Annotated in this window: 11 protein-coding genes; 6 read left to right on the top strand and 5 right to left on the bottom strand. The window is 70.9% G+C overall.

Annotated features, from left to right (window positions below):
- Positions 1-97 precede the first annotated feature (97 nt).
- Entirely contained in the window at positions 98-370 is a 273-nt protein-coding gene (locus VEA98_RS12265) for a succinate dehydrogenase assembly factor 2 (protein ID WP_324814775.1), read from the top strand.
- Positions 370-3825 carry a transcription-repair coupling factor gene (mfd, locus tag VEA98_RS12270; protein WP_324814778.1) on the top strand — a complete coding sequence of 1152 codons (3456 nt, stop codon included), beginning with the start codon at positions 370-372 and terminating at the stop codon, positions 3823-3825. The genes VEA98_RS12265 and mfd overlap by 1 nt, the downstream gene beginning before the upstream one ends.
- On the opposite strand, the gene VEA98_RS12275 is transcribed toward mfd, so the two are convergent.
- Positions 3822-4559, bottom strand: a complete 738-nt coding sequence (locus tag VEA98_RS12275; protein ID WP_324814780.1) for a hypothetical protein — start codon at positions 4557-4559, stop codon at positions 3822-3824. The two genes, mfd and VEA98_RS12275, sit on opposite strands and share 4 nt — an antisense overlap.
- 13 nt (positions 4560-4572) lie before the next feature.
- A complete protein-coding gene (locus VEA98_RS12280; RefSeq protein WP_324814783.1) occupies positions 4573-5889 on the bottom strand; it encodes a diguanylate cyclase domain-containing protein in 1317 nt (438 codons plus the stop codon).
- A gap of 155 nt (positions 5890-6044) precedes the next feature.
- On the opposite strand from VEA98_RS12280, the gene VEA98_RS12285 reads away from it, so the two are divergent.
- On the top strand, positions 6045-6998 hold the full coding sequence (locus VEA98_RS12285; RefSeq protein ID WP_324814785.1) for a YihY/virulence factor BrkB family protein: 954 nt from the start codon (positions 6045-6047) through the stop codon (positions 6996-6998).
- Here the strand turns inward: VEA98_RS12285 and VEA98_RS12290 are convergent.
- A complete protein-coding gene (locus tag VEA98_RS12290; protein WP_324814787.1) occupies positions 6961-7191 on the bottom strand; it encodes a sulfurtransferase TusA family protein in 231 nt (76 codons plus the stop codon). The two genes, VEA98_RS12285 and VEA98_RS12290, sit on opposite strands and share 38 nt — an antisense overlap.
- Positions 7188-7679 carry a CinA family protein gene (locus VEA98_RS12295; RefSeq protein WP_324814789.1) on the bottom strand — a complete coding sequence of 164 codons (492 nt, stop codon included), beginning with the start codon at positions 7677-7679 and terminating at the stop codon, positions 7188-7190. Before VEA98_RS12295 ends, VEA98_RS12290 begins: the two co-directional genes overlap by 4 nt.
- An 84-nt stretch (positions 7680-7763) precedes the next feature.
- Here VEA98_RS12295 and VEA98_RS12300 point away from each other — a divergent pair, with 84 nt between their 5' ends.
- Positions 7764-10067, top strand: coding sequence for a fused MFS/spermidine synthase (locus VEA98_RS12300; protein ID WP_324814792.1), 2304 nt, complete (start codon positions 7764-7766; stop codon positions 10065-10067).
- On the opposite strand, the gene VEA98_RS12305 is transcribed toward VEA98_RS12300, so the two are convergent.
- The gene (locus VEA98_RS12305; protein ID WP_324814795.1) at positions 10068-11204 is read right to left on the bottom strand and encodes a bifunctional 2-C-methyl-D-erythritol 4-phosphate cytidylyltransferase/2-C-methyl-D-erythritol 2,4-cyclodiphosphate synthase; all 1137 of its coding nucleotides are present in this window, start codon (positions 11202-11204) and stop codon (positions 10068-10070) included. It abuts the gene before it with no gap.
- 147 nt (positions 11205-11351) lie between these two features.
- On the opposite strand from VEA98_RS12305, the gene dusB reads away from it, so the two are divergent.
- Both dusB and VEA98_RS12315 read left to right on the top strand, forming a co-directional pair.
- Complete coding sequence (dusB, locus tag VEA98_RS12310) at positions 11352-12404, top strand: tRNA dihydrouridine synthase DusB (protein WP_324814798.1); 1053 nt, start codon at positions 11352-11354, stop codon at positions 12402-12404.
- The gene (locus VEA98_RS12315) at positions 12401-14701 is read left to right on the top strand and encodes a PAS domain-containing sensor histidine kinase (protein WP_324814801.1); all 2301 of its coding nucleotides are present in this window, start codon (positions 12401-12403) and stop codon (positions 14699-14701) included. Before dusB ends, VEA98_RS12315 begins: the two co-directional genes overlap by 4 nt.
- Positions 14702-14705: the final 4 nt, after the last annotated feature.

Below are 14705 nucleotides of genomic sequence, written 5' to 3' on the forward strand. Positions count from 1 at the left end.
ACTCATTGTCGAGAGCCGTCCCTCCGGGCGGCGGTCGACCCGAACCGACCGGGCAAGGAAGCTTGTGGCCGATACCGACGCACGTCTGAAAGAGAGATTGGGCCGCATCGCTTTCCGGGCGTGGCGGCGGGGGTTCCGCGAGGCGGACCTCGTGCTGGGGCCGTTCGTGGATCGGGTCGGGCCGAGCCTGACCGAGGCTGAACTGGATTCCCTGGAGGCTCTGCTGGCGCAGGACGACGACCACCAACTCTACGCCTGGATCATCGGCACGGAGCCGACGCCGGCGACGCACGAGACATCGGTGATGGCGAAGATCCGGACCTTCATGGCCGACCATGTCGCCGCGGCGGTGGCGGAGGGCGCCGGCTGATGGACGCGCAGGTCTCGAAACGCAGCGATCAGGAGTTGGGTGGGGCGCCCGAGGGGCTGGACGCCCTGACGGTCGCCGAACGCCTGCGGGCCGATGGCGGCGTCGGGGCCTTCGTGGCCCGCGACTACGCCCGCATGGGCGAGTTCGTGCAGGCCTTCCGTTTCTTCGCCAACGACATTGACGTGGTGGAGTTTCCGGCGTGGGACTGCCTGCCCTATGACAGGCTGAGCCCGACCTCGTCGGTGTCGGCCGAGCGGATGGCGGCGCTGACGCGGTTGGCGCAGCGGGCCCCCGACGAAACCAAGCCCCTGCTGCTGGTGACGACCGTTGGCGCGGCGATGCAGCGGACGCCGCCGCGGGAAGTGACCTGCGGGGCCGGGTTCGAGACCACCGTGGGTCTCGATCTCGATACGGCGGCGCTGGAGCGGTATTTCGCAGCCAACGGCTATATGCGGGCCTCGACGGTGTCGGAGCGCGGCGAGTTCGCGGTGCGCGGCGGGGTCATCGACGTCTATCCGCCGGGTTTCGAGGAGCCGGTGCGGCTGGACATGTTCGGTTCGGAGCTGGAGTCGATCCGCACCTTCGATCCGGCGACGCAGCGGTCGACGGGGCAACTGCGCGACGTGTCGCTGGCCCCCGTGTCCGAGGCGCTGCTTGATCCAGAGAGCATTTCGCGGTTCCGGACCGGCTATCTGGAACTGTTCGGGGCGGCGGGCGACGATCCGCTCTATACGGCGATCAGCGAGGGCGCGCGGCGGCAGGGCATGGAGCACTGGCTCCCGCTGTTCTACGAGCGGCTGGAGACGCTGTTCGACTATCTGCCCGACGACGCGAAGCTGTTCCTCGACAACCAGGTCGAGGCGGCGCGGGCCGAGCGCTGGACCCTGACCAAGGACGCCTATGACGCCCGGCGTGACGCGGCCATGGGCAAGGGCGGGGCCGCCTACCGGGCCCTGCCGCCGGAGCGGCTGTATCTGCCCGAGAGCGATTGGAACAGCGCCCTGGCGGGCCGCTGGGTGCGGCGGCTTTCCCCCTTCACGGGCCCGGGAGAGGACGCGGGCGGACGGCTGGGGCGCAGCTTCGCGGCCGAGCGGGCGCAGGACAGCGTCAATCTGTTCGAGGCGGTGGCGCGCCACGCCGAGGCGATCAAGGCGGCCGGCAAGCGGGTGCTCTTCGCCTCATGGACGGAGGGCTCGTCCGAGCGGCTGGCCTCGATGCTGGCCGACCACGGGCTGGAGCATGTGGTGGCGGTGCGGGACTGGGCCGACGTCCAGAAGGCGCCGAAGGACCTGTATCTGCGCGGCGTGCTGCCGGTGGAGCACGGCTTCGAGACTGACGACATCGCGGTCATCTCCGAGACCGACATACTCGGCGACCGGCTGGCGCGGCCGAAGAAGAAGCGACGGGCGTCGAACTTCCTCGCCGAGGCCTCGGCCCTGACCACCGGCGATCTGGTGGTGCACCTGGACCACGGCATCGGGCGCTACGAGGGGCTGAAGACGCTGGAGATCCAGGAGGCGCCGCACGACTGCTTGGAACTGCTCTATGCCGGCGACTCCAAGCTGTACCTGCCGGTCGAGAACATCGACCTGCTGACCCGCTATGGCAGCGAGGCCGACGGCGTGCAGCTGGACCGGCTGGGCGGCGCCGGCTGGCAGGCCCGCAAGGCGAAGGCGAAGGAGCGGCTGCGCGCCATGGCCGAGGGGTTGATCGCGCTCGCGGCCAAGCGCTCGCTGCGGACCTCGGACGCGATCACCCCGCCACAGGGCCTTTTCGACGAGTTCTGCGCCCGCTTCCCCTATGACGAGACCGATGACCAGCTGGCCGCGATCGGCGACGTGCTGGAGGACCTCGGCAAGGGCACGCCGATGGACCGGCTGATCTGCGGCGACGTCGGCTTCGGCAAGACCGAGGTGGCGCTGCGGGCGGCGTTCGTGGTGGCGATGAGCGGTCAGCAGGTGGCGGTCGTGTGCCCGACAACCCTGCTGGCGCGGCAGCATTTCAAGACCTTCAGCGAGCGGTTCGCCGGCTGGCCGATCAAGGTGCGGCACCTGTCGCGGATGGTGACGGCCAAGGATGCGGCGGAGACGCGGGCGGGGCTGAAGGACGGCAGTTTCGAGATCGTCGTCGGCACCCATGCGGTGCTCAGCGAACAGGTCGGGTTCAAGGACCTCGGCCTGGTGATCGTCGACGAGGAGCAGCATTTCGGGGTCAAGCACAAGGAGAAGCTGAAGTCCCTTCGGGCCGACGTGCACCTGCTGACCCTGACGGCGACGCCGATCCCGCGGACGCTGCAGATGGCGCTGTCGGGCATCCGCGAGATGTCGATCATCGCCACCCCGCCGGTCGACCGGCTGGCGGTGCGGACCTATGTCACGCCGTGGGACCCGGTGCTGGTCCGCGAGGCCCTGCTGCGCGAGAAATACCGCGGCGGTCAGGCCTATTACGTCGTGCCGCGCCTCAGCGACCTTCCGGACATCGAGAAATTCCTCCGCGAGCAGGTCCCAGAGATCAAATTTGTCGTCGGCCACGGCCAGATGTCGCCCACCCAGCTGGAAGACGTGATGAGCGCCTTCTACGACGGCAGCTACGACCTGCTGCTGTCGACCACCATCGTTGAGTCGGGACTTGATGTTCCGACCGCCAACACCTTGATCGTGCACAAGGCGGACATGTTCGGCCTGGCGCAGCTGCACCAGATTCGGGGGCGGATCGGACGGGCCAAGGCGCGGGCCTTCGCCTATCTGACCACCCCGCCCGAGAAGCCGATGAGCCTGTCGGCCGAGCGGCGTCTGCAGGTGCTGCAGTCGCTGGACAACCTGGGGGCCGGCTTCCAGCTGGCCAGCCACGACCTGGACCAGCGCGGCGGCGGCAACCTGCTGGGCGACGAACAGTCGGGCCATATCCGCGAGGTCGGGGTCGAGCTGTACCAGCAGATGCTGGAGGACGCGGTCGCCGAGCTGCGTCAGGCGGGCGAGGGCGGAGGCGTGGTCGACCGCGGCTGGTCGCCGGCCATCAACGTCGGCGCGGCGGTGCTGATCCCGGAAGACTATGTGCCGGACCTGAATGTCCGCCTGAGTCTCTATCGCCGCCTGTCGGACGCGGAGAACAACGAGACCCGCGAGGCGCTGGCCGCCGAGCTGATCGACCGGTTCGGGCCGCTCCCGGATGAGGCGAAACAGCTGCTGCGCATCGTCGGCATCAAGGCCAACTGCAAGACGGCCTGTATCGAGCGGATCGACATCGGGCCCAAGGGGGCGGTGCTGACCCTGCGCAACAACGAGTTCCCCAATCCGATGGGGCTGGTCGGCCTGATCCAGAAGAACCACGCCTTCTGGAAGATCCGGCCGGACCAGAAGATCGTGGTCAAGGGCGACTGGGACACGCCGGAGGACCGGCTGAAGGTCGCCGAGCGCATCACCGCCGATCTGGCGCGGGTCGCGGGGGCGGCCTAGCAGCCCGGCGCGACGGTCTCGAAACGCTCGTCCCACCAGGCTTGCCAGCGCGCCTGCAGGTCGGCGAGGGCCGCGTCCGACAGGCCGTAGGTGGTCAGGGTCAGCATGGTGGAGCCGCGAGGCTTGTTCTCGGTCGGCGGCTGATCGACCACGACCAGGAGGCCGTCGCCCCAGGCGTCCACGGAGACGCCGATCTGGTGGCGGGCGGTGAACCAGACCTGCCCGGAGGCGTCACCCTCGGGCCCGAGAGGCATGGACCAGGGCTCGCCGGCGGCCGGCGCCGCGTCGAGACCGAGCAGGGAGCGGGCGAGGCGGTCCTCGCGCGGCGGGCCTGAGAAGAAGAGGGTGCGGCGGCGCTGGCCGGGATGGCGGGCGAAGGCGAAGGCCAGCTGCCAGGTGAAGGAGATCCAGCCCTCGATCATGCCGTCGAAGGCCTCGGACCACTCTCCGGCCGGGGCGGAGCGAACCACCCGGACGAGGCTGACATCGCCGCGCGGCTCGACCTCGTACCGGTCATTGACGCCGACGAAGTTGACGACCCCGCGGGCCTCGTCCGCCTCGGCGTGGGTGACGAAGATGAAGTCGATCTCGTCCTTGAGGCCGTCGGTCTCCCAGCCGAACCAGTCCCTGATCTTCTCCGGATCGCGCAGGGCCGCCCAGACGGCGTCGGCGGGGGCAGGGACGGCGACCTCGACGAGGACGTGATCTTGCAGCGGCTTGTCGGCGTCGGTCATCGGCTCGCTCTAGTCAGTCCGCCCTGGCGCGGATGTCTGCGGAGGCCCGCTCCAGAACCGCCGCGGGCGATTCTCCGGGGCCGACCTCGGCCACCCCGACCTCGAACTCGACCACGAAGGGCGAGCGGTCCGGGCCGGCGTCGAAGGCGGTGCAGCCGATCACCGCCGCGATCCGGTCGGCGGCGACCCGTCCGGACGGGCCGCGCGTGGCGGGCAGGGCGAGGGCGAAGACATCGGCGGACAGGCGGGCGGCGGTGTCCTCGGTGCGGATCAGCCGCGACACCATGGCCCCGATCTGGGGCAGGGCGCGATCGAGCCAGCCGCCGGCGCGGGCCTCGGCCACGGCGGGGGTCTCGGCGACCCGCAGCACGACGACCGACAGCGGCCGGCGGCGCAGGCGCGCCCCTTCGGCGACGCGGGCGAGATGGCTGGCGAACAGCTCGGGCGTAAACAGGCCGGTCGTGGCGTCGGTCAGGCCGGAGCCGCGGGCGCTCTCCAGCGCCTTGCGAATGGCGACGTGCCGGCGGTGATGGCGCGCCAGTGCGACGATCCGCTCGGCGGTCTCTTCCTCCGGCGTGTCGGCGGCCGCGACGTCCGCGAAGCCGCGGTTGTACAGCTCCGACAGGTTGATCTCGCCCGAACCGCGCAGATAGAGCACCGCCGGGATGTGGTAGAGGCGGGTGTTCCGCTTCATGCCCGAGGCGATCGACAGTGCGGGCGCGTGATCCTCGGCGCCCCACAGCACCGCCGCGTCGAACGGCCGCTCGTGCAGGTAGTCGAAGGCGGTGTAGGGCGTCGGCGCGGCCACGACCTCGCATCCGAGCGCGATCAGCGCGTTGGACAGGCCGAGGAAATGGCGGTCGGGCTTGCCGGCGGCCAGGACGCGTAGCGGGCTGGCGTGCTCCTCGGCGACCGGCAGGGGCTCGCCCCGGGCCGCGAAGGTCGCCTCACGCAGGGTGACCTCTTCCTCGGCGATGGCGGCGCGGACGAGGTTCTCCAGGCGCAGGGCGGCCTGCGCGGCGTGCGGCGGGCCGGACATGGCGATGTCGGCGACGCCGGGCGCCCAGGCGACCGCCTCCGGACCAATGGCCATCACCGGAAGGCGGCGCGGCGAAACCGTCTGGCGCAGGGCGGCGACGCCTTCGGCGGCCTCCGGCATGCGGGCGTCCAGAATCACGGTCTCGAGCGGCCAGTCGATCAGAACCTGGACGGCTCCAGCCAGGGAGCGGGCGGTGACGGTGCGCCAGCCCAGCGCATCCAGCCCCTGGCACAGGGACCCGATCAGGTCGTCATCGGGCGCGACGACCAGAATGCGCGGATCGGAAGTCAAGACGGCGTCTCCAGCAGCCCCCCACCCGGGCCGCGCTCTCAAGCGGGCGGACCATAGCGAGGGTCGCCGGGGCGAGGCAACCGGCGCGGCCATCCTTTCCCCAGCCGCGAATTGGGTTAAAGGGAAGCGCATCAGGGGCGGGACGGGATACAGGTTTGCAGGCCAGGACGGATATTGAGCAGGCGGCCCGCTGGGCGACGCCGTCGCTGTGGGGGCGGCTGGCCGTCCGGGCGTTCACCCGCAGCTGGGGTCGTGACGTCATGCTCTATACGGGCGGCGTGTCCTTCTTCGCCCTGCTGGCGGTGTTTCCGGCCATCGCCATCCTGATCGGCTTCTACAAGGCGGTGCTGTCGATCGGGCAGGTCAGCGAGCAGGCCGCGGCGCTGGCCGATGTCATGCCGCACGCGGCGCGGGCCATCTTCATGACCGAGATCGACCGCCTGGCGCACGCGTCGGCGCGCACCGTCTCGGCCCAGAGCGCCTTCGCCCTGATCATCGGCGGATACGCGGCCCACCGTGGATTCAAGGCGCTGCTGGCTGGACTTAATCTGATCCATGACGAAACGGAGCCGCACGGCTTCCTCAAATTCAACCTGCTCGCCTTCTTCGTGGCCCTGTTCGCCTTCGCCCTGTTCACCGTCGTCTCGGGCGCCGTGGTGACCTCGCGCCTGCTGGAGCACACCGGCCCCGGCGTGGCCGGAGATGGCGGCGGCCTGCCGCTCGTGGGCCTGTGGCCGGCGCTCGGGCTCGGCGTGGGCCTGACCATGCTCTACCGCTACGCCATGTCCCACAGGACCCCGGTGGCCTGGTTCCCGGCTATCGTCGGCGGGATCGTGGCGACGGTGATGTCGACCGTCTCGTCTTGGCTGTGCGCCATCTACGTCGAGCAGATCGCTCCGCTGGGGGCCACCTACGGCTCGGTCGGCGCCATTGTGGTGCTGCTGATCTGGCTGTCGTGGAACGTCAACGCCATCTTCTACGGCGGCGCCTTCGCCACCGAGATGGAGATCGTCCAGCGGTCGACCGGAGCCCCGGACCTGGAACCCGCGGAACCGCTTCCGGACTCCGTGGTCAGCCTGTCTGAGCGGCGGGCGTCTCGACGGCGATAGCCAGCACGCCGTCCGCCTCCTTGATCGAGATCACCCGGCCGCCGAGGCCGGCCATCAGGTGCGGCACGTCGATCCGGGCCATGGGATCGGTGGCGAGCAGGGTCAGGCGCGCGCCCGGGACGGCGTCGCGCATCGCCTTCTGCAGCCGCAGACTCGGGGTGGGGCAGCGATGGCCTCGAGCGTCGACGATCATGCGCCGATCCGGTCCAGCAGCAACTCCAGCGCAACGGCGACGCTGGCCAGCCTGACCGCCTCCCGGCCGATATCTCCGAACCGTCGCTCGGCGTGGACCAGTCCCGCGGGTCCCGCCGCCGCGAAATGCACCAGGCCGACCGGCTTGTCCGACGAGCCGCCCCCGGGCCCGGCGATCCCGCTCACGGACACGGAGACCTGCGCCGTGGAGCGGGCGAGCGCCCCCTCGGCCATGGCGCGCGCGACCGGTTCCGAGACGGCGCCGTAGCGCTCGATCAGGGTCGCCGGCACGCCAAGCATCTCGACCTTGGCGGCGTTGCTGTAGGTGACGAAGCCGCGCTCGACGACGGCCGACGAGCCGGCGACGTCGGTGAGGGCGGCGCTGACGAGGCCGGCCGTGCAGCTTTCGGCCGTGGCGACCATCAGGCCGCGCGCCATGGCGGCGTCGATGGCCCTGCGCGCGAGACGTTGGATGTCGTCTGGAAACATGGGACGGGGGCCTTCCGAAGCGGCGGCGAGTCGGTTCAGGGTGGTGCAATGCGCCCGGGGGCGGCGCCAGCATACGGGGCGGGCATGAGCGACACCACTGGCGACTCCGGCGGCCTCGCCGTGCGACCCACCGACCGGCTGACTCCGCTGCTGTTCGCCTTGGCCATCTTCACCTCGGCCTCGCTGGTCTTCGTGGTCCAGCCGATGGTCACCAAGCTGGTCCTGCCGATGCTCGGCGGCTCGCCGGCGGTGTGGAACACGGCGATGGTGTTCTTCCAGGCCGCCTTGCTGGGCGGCTATCTGTACGCCCACCTGCTGCAGAGGATCGCCTCGATCAAGCTGCAGGTGGCGATCCATCTGATCCTGCTGCTGGCCGCCGCGCTGTTCCTGCCGCTGCACATCAACGGCTGGCTGGGCGATCCCGATCCGGCCGCGCCGATCGGCTGGCTGCTGGCGACGCTGGCCCTGTCGGTCGGAGCGCCGTTCGCGGTGCTGTCGGCGACCGCGCCCCTGCTGCAGGCGTGGTTCGCCCGGGTCCGGGCCGGCTATCCTGACGGCAAGAACCCCTATGTCCTCTATGCCGCGTCCAACCTGGGCAGCTTCCTGGCGCTGCTGTCCTATCCCTTCCTGATCGAGCCGCTGACCAATCTGGCGGATCAGAGAATGGGCTGGAGCGGCGGCTATGCAGCCTTCCTGCTGATGGTCGCCGGCCTGGCCTTCGTGGTCTGGAGCCGGCGGCTCGACCGAGACGCCGAACCGGCCCAGCTGGCCCAGACCGCGCCGATCCCGTGGCGCGAGAAGGCGAAGCTGGTCCTGCTCGCCGCCGCGCCGTCCAGCCTGATGCTGGGCGTGACCACCCACCTGTCGACCGATGTCGCCTCGGCCCCCTTCCTGTGGGTCATTCCGCTGGCCCTGTACCTGCTGACCTTCGTGATCGCCTTCCAGGCCCGACCGTGGATTCCGCTGCCCCTCACCCTGCTGATCCAGGGCGGGGTCGGAGCGGTGTGCGTTCTGCTGGTGGCGTTCCGGACCCTGGAATGGCCGATCGCCTTCGCGGCGCACATCCTGGCCTTCTTCTTCGCGGCCCTGATGTGTCACCAGACGCTGGCGGCGCGACGGCCGCCGCCGGACCGACTGACCGAGTTCTACCTGCTGCTGTCGGTCGGCGGCGTGGTCGGCGGCGCCTTCACCGCCCTGCTGGCGCCGGTGATCTTCAACATGGTCTGGGAGTATCCGCTGGTCCTCGTCCTGGTGGGCCTGGCGCGGCCGTGGGGCAAGGGGAGGCTGCGCCCCGAGGAGACGGGCGCACTGGTCGCCGCCGCGCTGCTGGCCCTGATCCCGGTGCTGCTTTCGGCCTGGCTGACCTATGACGACGCCGCGCGGGCGAAATTCTATGCGATCTCGCCGTTCGGCGTGGACCAACTGGCGCTGTGGATCCTCGGGCCGGCGGCCGTGTGCGCCTTCCTGCTGAGGGACCGGGCCCTGGCCTTCATCGCCGTGCTGGCGATGGTCGCCCTGTCGTCCCAATACGTCGTGCGCGTCTACGACTGGAGCTATTCGGAGCGCAGCTTCTTCGGCGTCATGCGGGTGGCCAAGATCGACGATCAGCGGATGGGCGGCGCGGTCCATGTGCTGATGCACGGCACGACCCTGCACGGGGCCCAGGCCCGCGACAGCCGTTTCGACTGCCAGCCGACCCTCTACTACAACGCCCAGACCCCGATCGGGCAGGCCGCGACCATCGTCGGCGCCCGAGGACCGGCCAACATCGGCGTGGTCGGCCAGGGCTCGGGCGCCATGGCGGCCTACAAGCGGGCCGAGGATCGGCTGACCTTCTTCGAGATCGATCCGATGGTGGACCGGCTGTCGCGCGATCCGCGCTGGTTCACCTACATCTCGGACTGCGCCGCGGGCGAGGTCCGCACCGTGCTGGGCGACGCCCGGCTGACGCTGAACCGCGAGCCGGCGGGGTCGTACGATCTGCTGATCATCGACGCCTTTTCGTCCGACGCGGTGCCGACGCACCTGCTGACGGTGGAGGCCATCGATGGCTATCTGAAGCTGCTGAAGCCGAACGGTGTGGTGCTGCTGCACCTGTCGAACCGCAACCTGGACATCACCCTTCCGGCCATCGCGGCGGCGGCGGCGCTCGCCAAGCCGAGCCTGCACAATCTGTATCTGGAAGACCTCAGCCAGCCCGACATGGCCATCGCCTCGACGGAGGCCCTGGTCATCTCGCCGACCGAGGCGGGTCTGGCCGATTTCCGGACGAACTCCGACTGGTCCCCGTCGCCGGCGACCCCGGTGCGGCCGTGGACGGACGACTACGTCAATCTGTTCGGCTCGCTGTGGCGGGCGTTCCGGCCGCCGCCCGAACGGCCGGTGTAGTCAGGCCGGAAGGTCGACGGTCGCGATCGCCTGGGCGGCGAGGCCTTCGCCACGGCCGGTGAAGCCCATCGCCTCGGTCGTCGTGGCCTTGACGCTGACGGCGTCGAGCGGGAGCGACAGCAGGGCGGCGAGGCGTTCGCGCATGGCCTGGCGGTGCGGCTTCACCTTGGGCCGCTCGCAGATCAGGGTGACGTCGACATTGACCAGCCGCCCGCCCCGGGCGCGGAGCCGCTCGACGGCGTGGCTCAGGAAGCGGTCGGACGACGCGCCCTTCCACTGCGGATCGCTCGGCGGGAAATGGTCGCCGATGTCGCCGTCGCCCATGGCCCCAAGGATGGCGTCGGTCAGGGCGTGCAGGCCGGCATCGGCGTCGGAATGGCCGATCAGGGTCTGGTCGTGGGCGATCTCCACACCGCACAGCCAAACCGAGGATCCGGGCCCCCAGCGGTGGGCGTCGAAGCCCTGGCCGACACGGGTCCGGCGCGGCAGCAGGGCCTCGGCCATGGCGAAATCCTCCGGCCAGGTCAGTTTCATCAGGCGGGGATCGCCCGGAACCATGGCCACGGTCCGACCCGCCGCCCGGGCGACCTCGACGTCATCGGTCGGGGGCGACTCGTCGGGCCAGGCCGCGTAGGCGGCGCGGATGGCGCCAAGCCGGAACCCCTGCGGAGTCTGCGCCAGCCACAAGCCGTCGCGACTGACCGGCTCGCCCATGACGCCGTCGGCCCCGCGCCTCAGGCTGTCGGCGACCGGCAGGACGGGCAGGGCGGCCTCATGAGTCTCCAGAGCCGCCAGAACCCGCTCGATCGTCGCCGCTTCGAGAAAGGGGCGGGCGGCGTCGTGGATCAGGACCCGGGCCTCGGCCCCTGCGCCGAGCGCGGCGAGCCCGGCCTGGACCGAAGCGGCCCGGGTCGCGGCGCCGGCCACGGCGGACCAGCCCGCCAGCCCCGCCAGCGCCTCTTCGGCCAGGCTTTCGGATCCGGGCGCGACGACGACGACCAGCTCCGAGGCGCCGGCGGACAAGAGGGCTTCCGCCGACCAGCGCAGAACCGGCCGTCCGCCGAGCGGGCGCCACTGTTTGGGTCCGCCCGCGCGGGATCCTGTTCCGGCGGCGACGATGATCGCGGAAAAGCTCATGGCGCCGCTTCTACCCACCGCGCGCGGCGCTGACGAGGGCCCGTTGCGTGGGGAGGCCGGTCTCGGCATCCGCGCCGCAAGCGCCGCCTTATGAGGTCCGCGCCCCGGATTGGACCCGGGGCGGCAAAACCCCTATCTGCCCGCCTCATGCGAAGCGGCCTCCAGATCGGCGACGTGCAGGTGCCCGGACGGGTCCTGACCGCCCCCATGACCGGGATCACCGACCTGCCGTTCCGGCGGCTGGCGAGCCGGCTGGGCGCGGCCTATGTCGCCACCGAGATGGTCGCCGCGGCCGAACTGGCGCGGGCGCGGCCCGATGTGGTGCGGCGCGCGGCGGTGGGCGAGGGCCTGCCGCTGACGGTCATCCAGCTGGTCGGCCGGGATCCGGCGGCCATGGCCGAGGGCGCGCGCATGGCGGAGCGGGCCGGGGCCGACATCATCGATCTGAATTTCGGCTGCCCGGCCAAGGAGGTCACCGGCGCCGCCTGCGGCTCGGCCCTGATGCGCACGCCGGACCTGGCCTGCCGGCTGATCGAGGCGGCGGTGAACGCCACCTCGCGGCCCGTCACCGTCAAGATGCGGCTCGGCTGGGATGACGCCAGCCGCAATGCGCCGGAACTGGCCCGCCGGGCCGAGGCGCTCGGCGTCCGGGCGGTGACCGTGCACGGCCGGACGCGGCAACAGTTCTACACCGGCGTCGCCGACTGGAGCGCTGTCGGCGAGGTCAAGGCGGCGGTGGGCGTGCCGGTGATCGTCAACGGCGACATCGTCACGGCGGAGGACGCCCGGACGGCGCTGGCGCAGTCGGGCGCCGACGCCCTGATGCTGGGCCGTGGCGTCTATGGCCGTCCGTGGCTGGCGGCGCATCTGGAAAGGGCGCTGGCCGACGGGGCGGTGCTGCAGGAGCCGGACGTCGAGGAGCGGCTGGCCATCGTCCTCGAGCATCTGCGCGCCTCGGTCGCCTTCTACGGCATGCCGCTGGGGCTGAAGATGTTCCGCAAACACCTCGGCTGGTACGTCGAACAGGCCCCGTGGCCCGCCGATCCGCTCGAGCGGCGCGCGGCCAAGGCCCGGCTGTGCCGGATCGACGACCCCGGGCAGGTCGAGACCGCCCTGGCCGAGCTGTGGCGAACGGTGACACATTCCGGCAACTCGGCTGTTGATATTGAGCCACAGTTCGCCGAAGCTGGAGCGGCATGACGGACACGCCCTCCACGGCAGCCGAGCCCGACGCCGCCCCTTCGAAAGGGTTGGCGCGCTGGCTCGCCGGCTGGTCAGAGGAGCGCCGGCGCAACACCTTCCTGATCGCCTACACCATCGCCTTCCTGATCACCGTGGCGGCGATCTGGCTGGTCGCGGTGGCGCCCGGCGCCAGCGGGGAAGGGGCCCGGGGGGCGGCGAGCCAGGCCGTCCTCGCCGTCCTGGGCGTCAACCTGCTGATGATCGGCGGTCTGGCGATCGTGGTCGGACGGCGGGTGTTCCTGCTGTTCCAGCAGCGGACCCACGCCGGCTCGAGGCTGCACCTGCGCTTCGTGACGCTGTTCTCCCTGGTCGCGCTCGTCCCGGCGGTGCTGATCGCCCTGGTGTTCGGCGTGCTGGTCAATCGGGGCGTCGACCAGTGGTTCAGCGACAACGTGTCGTCGGCGGTCGAGAACGGGGCCAACATCGGCAGGGCCTACGTCCGCGACATCAGCATCGAGGTCGAATCCGACCTCGCGACCATCGCCAACGAGCTGGCGGCGCCGGAAGCGCGCTCCAGCTTCGATCACCGGATCCAGTTCTCCGAGCTTCTGGCCCAGGTCGCCGACCTGTTCGGCTACCCGGCGCTGTATATCGTCGACGCCCAGGGGCAGGTGCTGGCGCGTGGCGAACTGGCCAATGCTCCCCCCTATTTCGCTCCCTCGCGGCAAGACCTGGAAGAGGCCGCCCAGGGAGAAAACGCGCCTATCGACGTGACCGAAAACCCGGACACCATCCGGACCCTGTACCCGCTGTCGGGCTATGGCGACGCCTACCTCTATCTCGTGCGGCCCCTGCAGCCGGGGCTCATCGCCCAGATGCGCCAGGGCGAATCCGCGATCGTCGCCTACCGCGAGGCGACCGAGAGCCGCGAACGCATCCAGGCCGCCTTCGCCCTGAGCTACATCGAGACGGCCCTGCTGGTGCTGGTCGGCGCGGTGTGGCTGGGCATGTCCGCAGCGACCGCGATCTCGGCGCCGATCGGCCGGCTGGTCGAAGCGGCGGACCGGGTCGCGGGCGGCGACCTGACCGCCCGGGTCGAGGGCGAGGACGGCCCCGGCGAGATCAAGAACCTGAACGCCGCGTTCAACCGCATGACCGGGGACCTCGAGGCGCAGCAGGCCGCGCTGCGCGCCGCGAGCGAGGAGGCCACGGGCCGGACCCGGTTCATCGAGACGGTGTTGTCGGGCGTCTCGGCCGGAGTCATCGGCGTCGACAAGCGCCGGCGGGTCTCGGCCATCAACGACAGCGCGGTTGAGCTTCTCGGGCTGACTGCGGGCGAAGACATCATCGGCCGGCCGCTCGGAGAGGCGGCGCCCGAACTGAGCGAGCTCGCCGGCCGCGCCGAGGCCCACATCGAGGAAGAGATCGACGTCAGCCGGGGCGGCGAGACGCGCCGCCTGCGGGTGCGGATCGAGGGCGGCGTCGGCGGCGAGATGGTGCTGACCTTCGACGACATCACCCGGCTGGTCACGGCCCAGCGCAACGCCGCCTGGCGCGACGTGGCCCGGCGCATTGCTCACGAGATCAAGAACCCGCTGACCCCGATCCAGCTGTCGGCCGAGCGGCTGCGGCGGCGCTACCGCAAACAGGTCGGCGACGACCTGGAGGTGTTCGACCGCTGCACCGAGACCATCATCCGACAGGTCGGGGACATCGGCCGGATGGTCGACGAATTCTCGTCGTTCGCCCGCATGCCGGCGCCGCGCTTCACCGCCGAGAACCCGGCCGAACTGCTGCGCGAGGCGGTGTTCGCCCAGCGCGTGGCCGCGCCGGACATCGGCGTCGAACTCATCGAGCCGCTGCCCGCGGTCATCCTGCACGCCGACGGCCGCATGGTCGGGCAGGCCCTGACCAACATCCTCAAGAACGCCGGCGAGGCGGTGGCGGCGCGGCGGGCGATCGCGCCCAAGGCCGAGGACGGCAAGCGCCCGGGCGTCTCCGCCCGTCTGGAGGTGGAGGACGGCGTCGCCACCTTCGTCATCGAGGACGACGGCGTCGGCCTGCCGGCGCGGGACCGCGACCGCCTGACCGAACCCTATGTGACCACCCGCGAAAAGGGCACCGGCCTTGGCCTGGCCATCGTCAAACGCATCTGCGAGGAGCACGGCGGCGAGCTGAAGCTGGCCGACGCCGAGCAGCTGACCGGCGCCCGGGTGTGCCTTGTCTTCCCCCTGAAATCTCCACTGCAAGCGGCCGCGGCCGGGGGCAGGGACGCGAAAGCGTCCCGGGCCTCGACCGTCACGGCCGACGAATAGCGAG

This window comes from Brevundimonas sp., assembly GCF_035627055.1.
Classification (GTDB): Bacteria; Pseudomonadota; Alphaproteobacteria; order Caulobacterales; family Caulobacteraceae; genus Brevundimonas.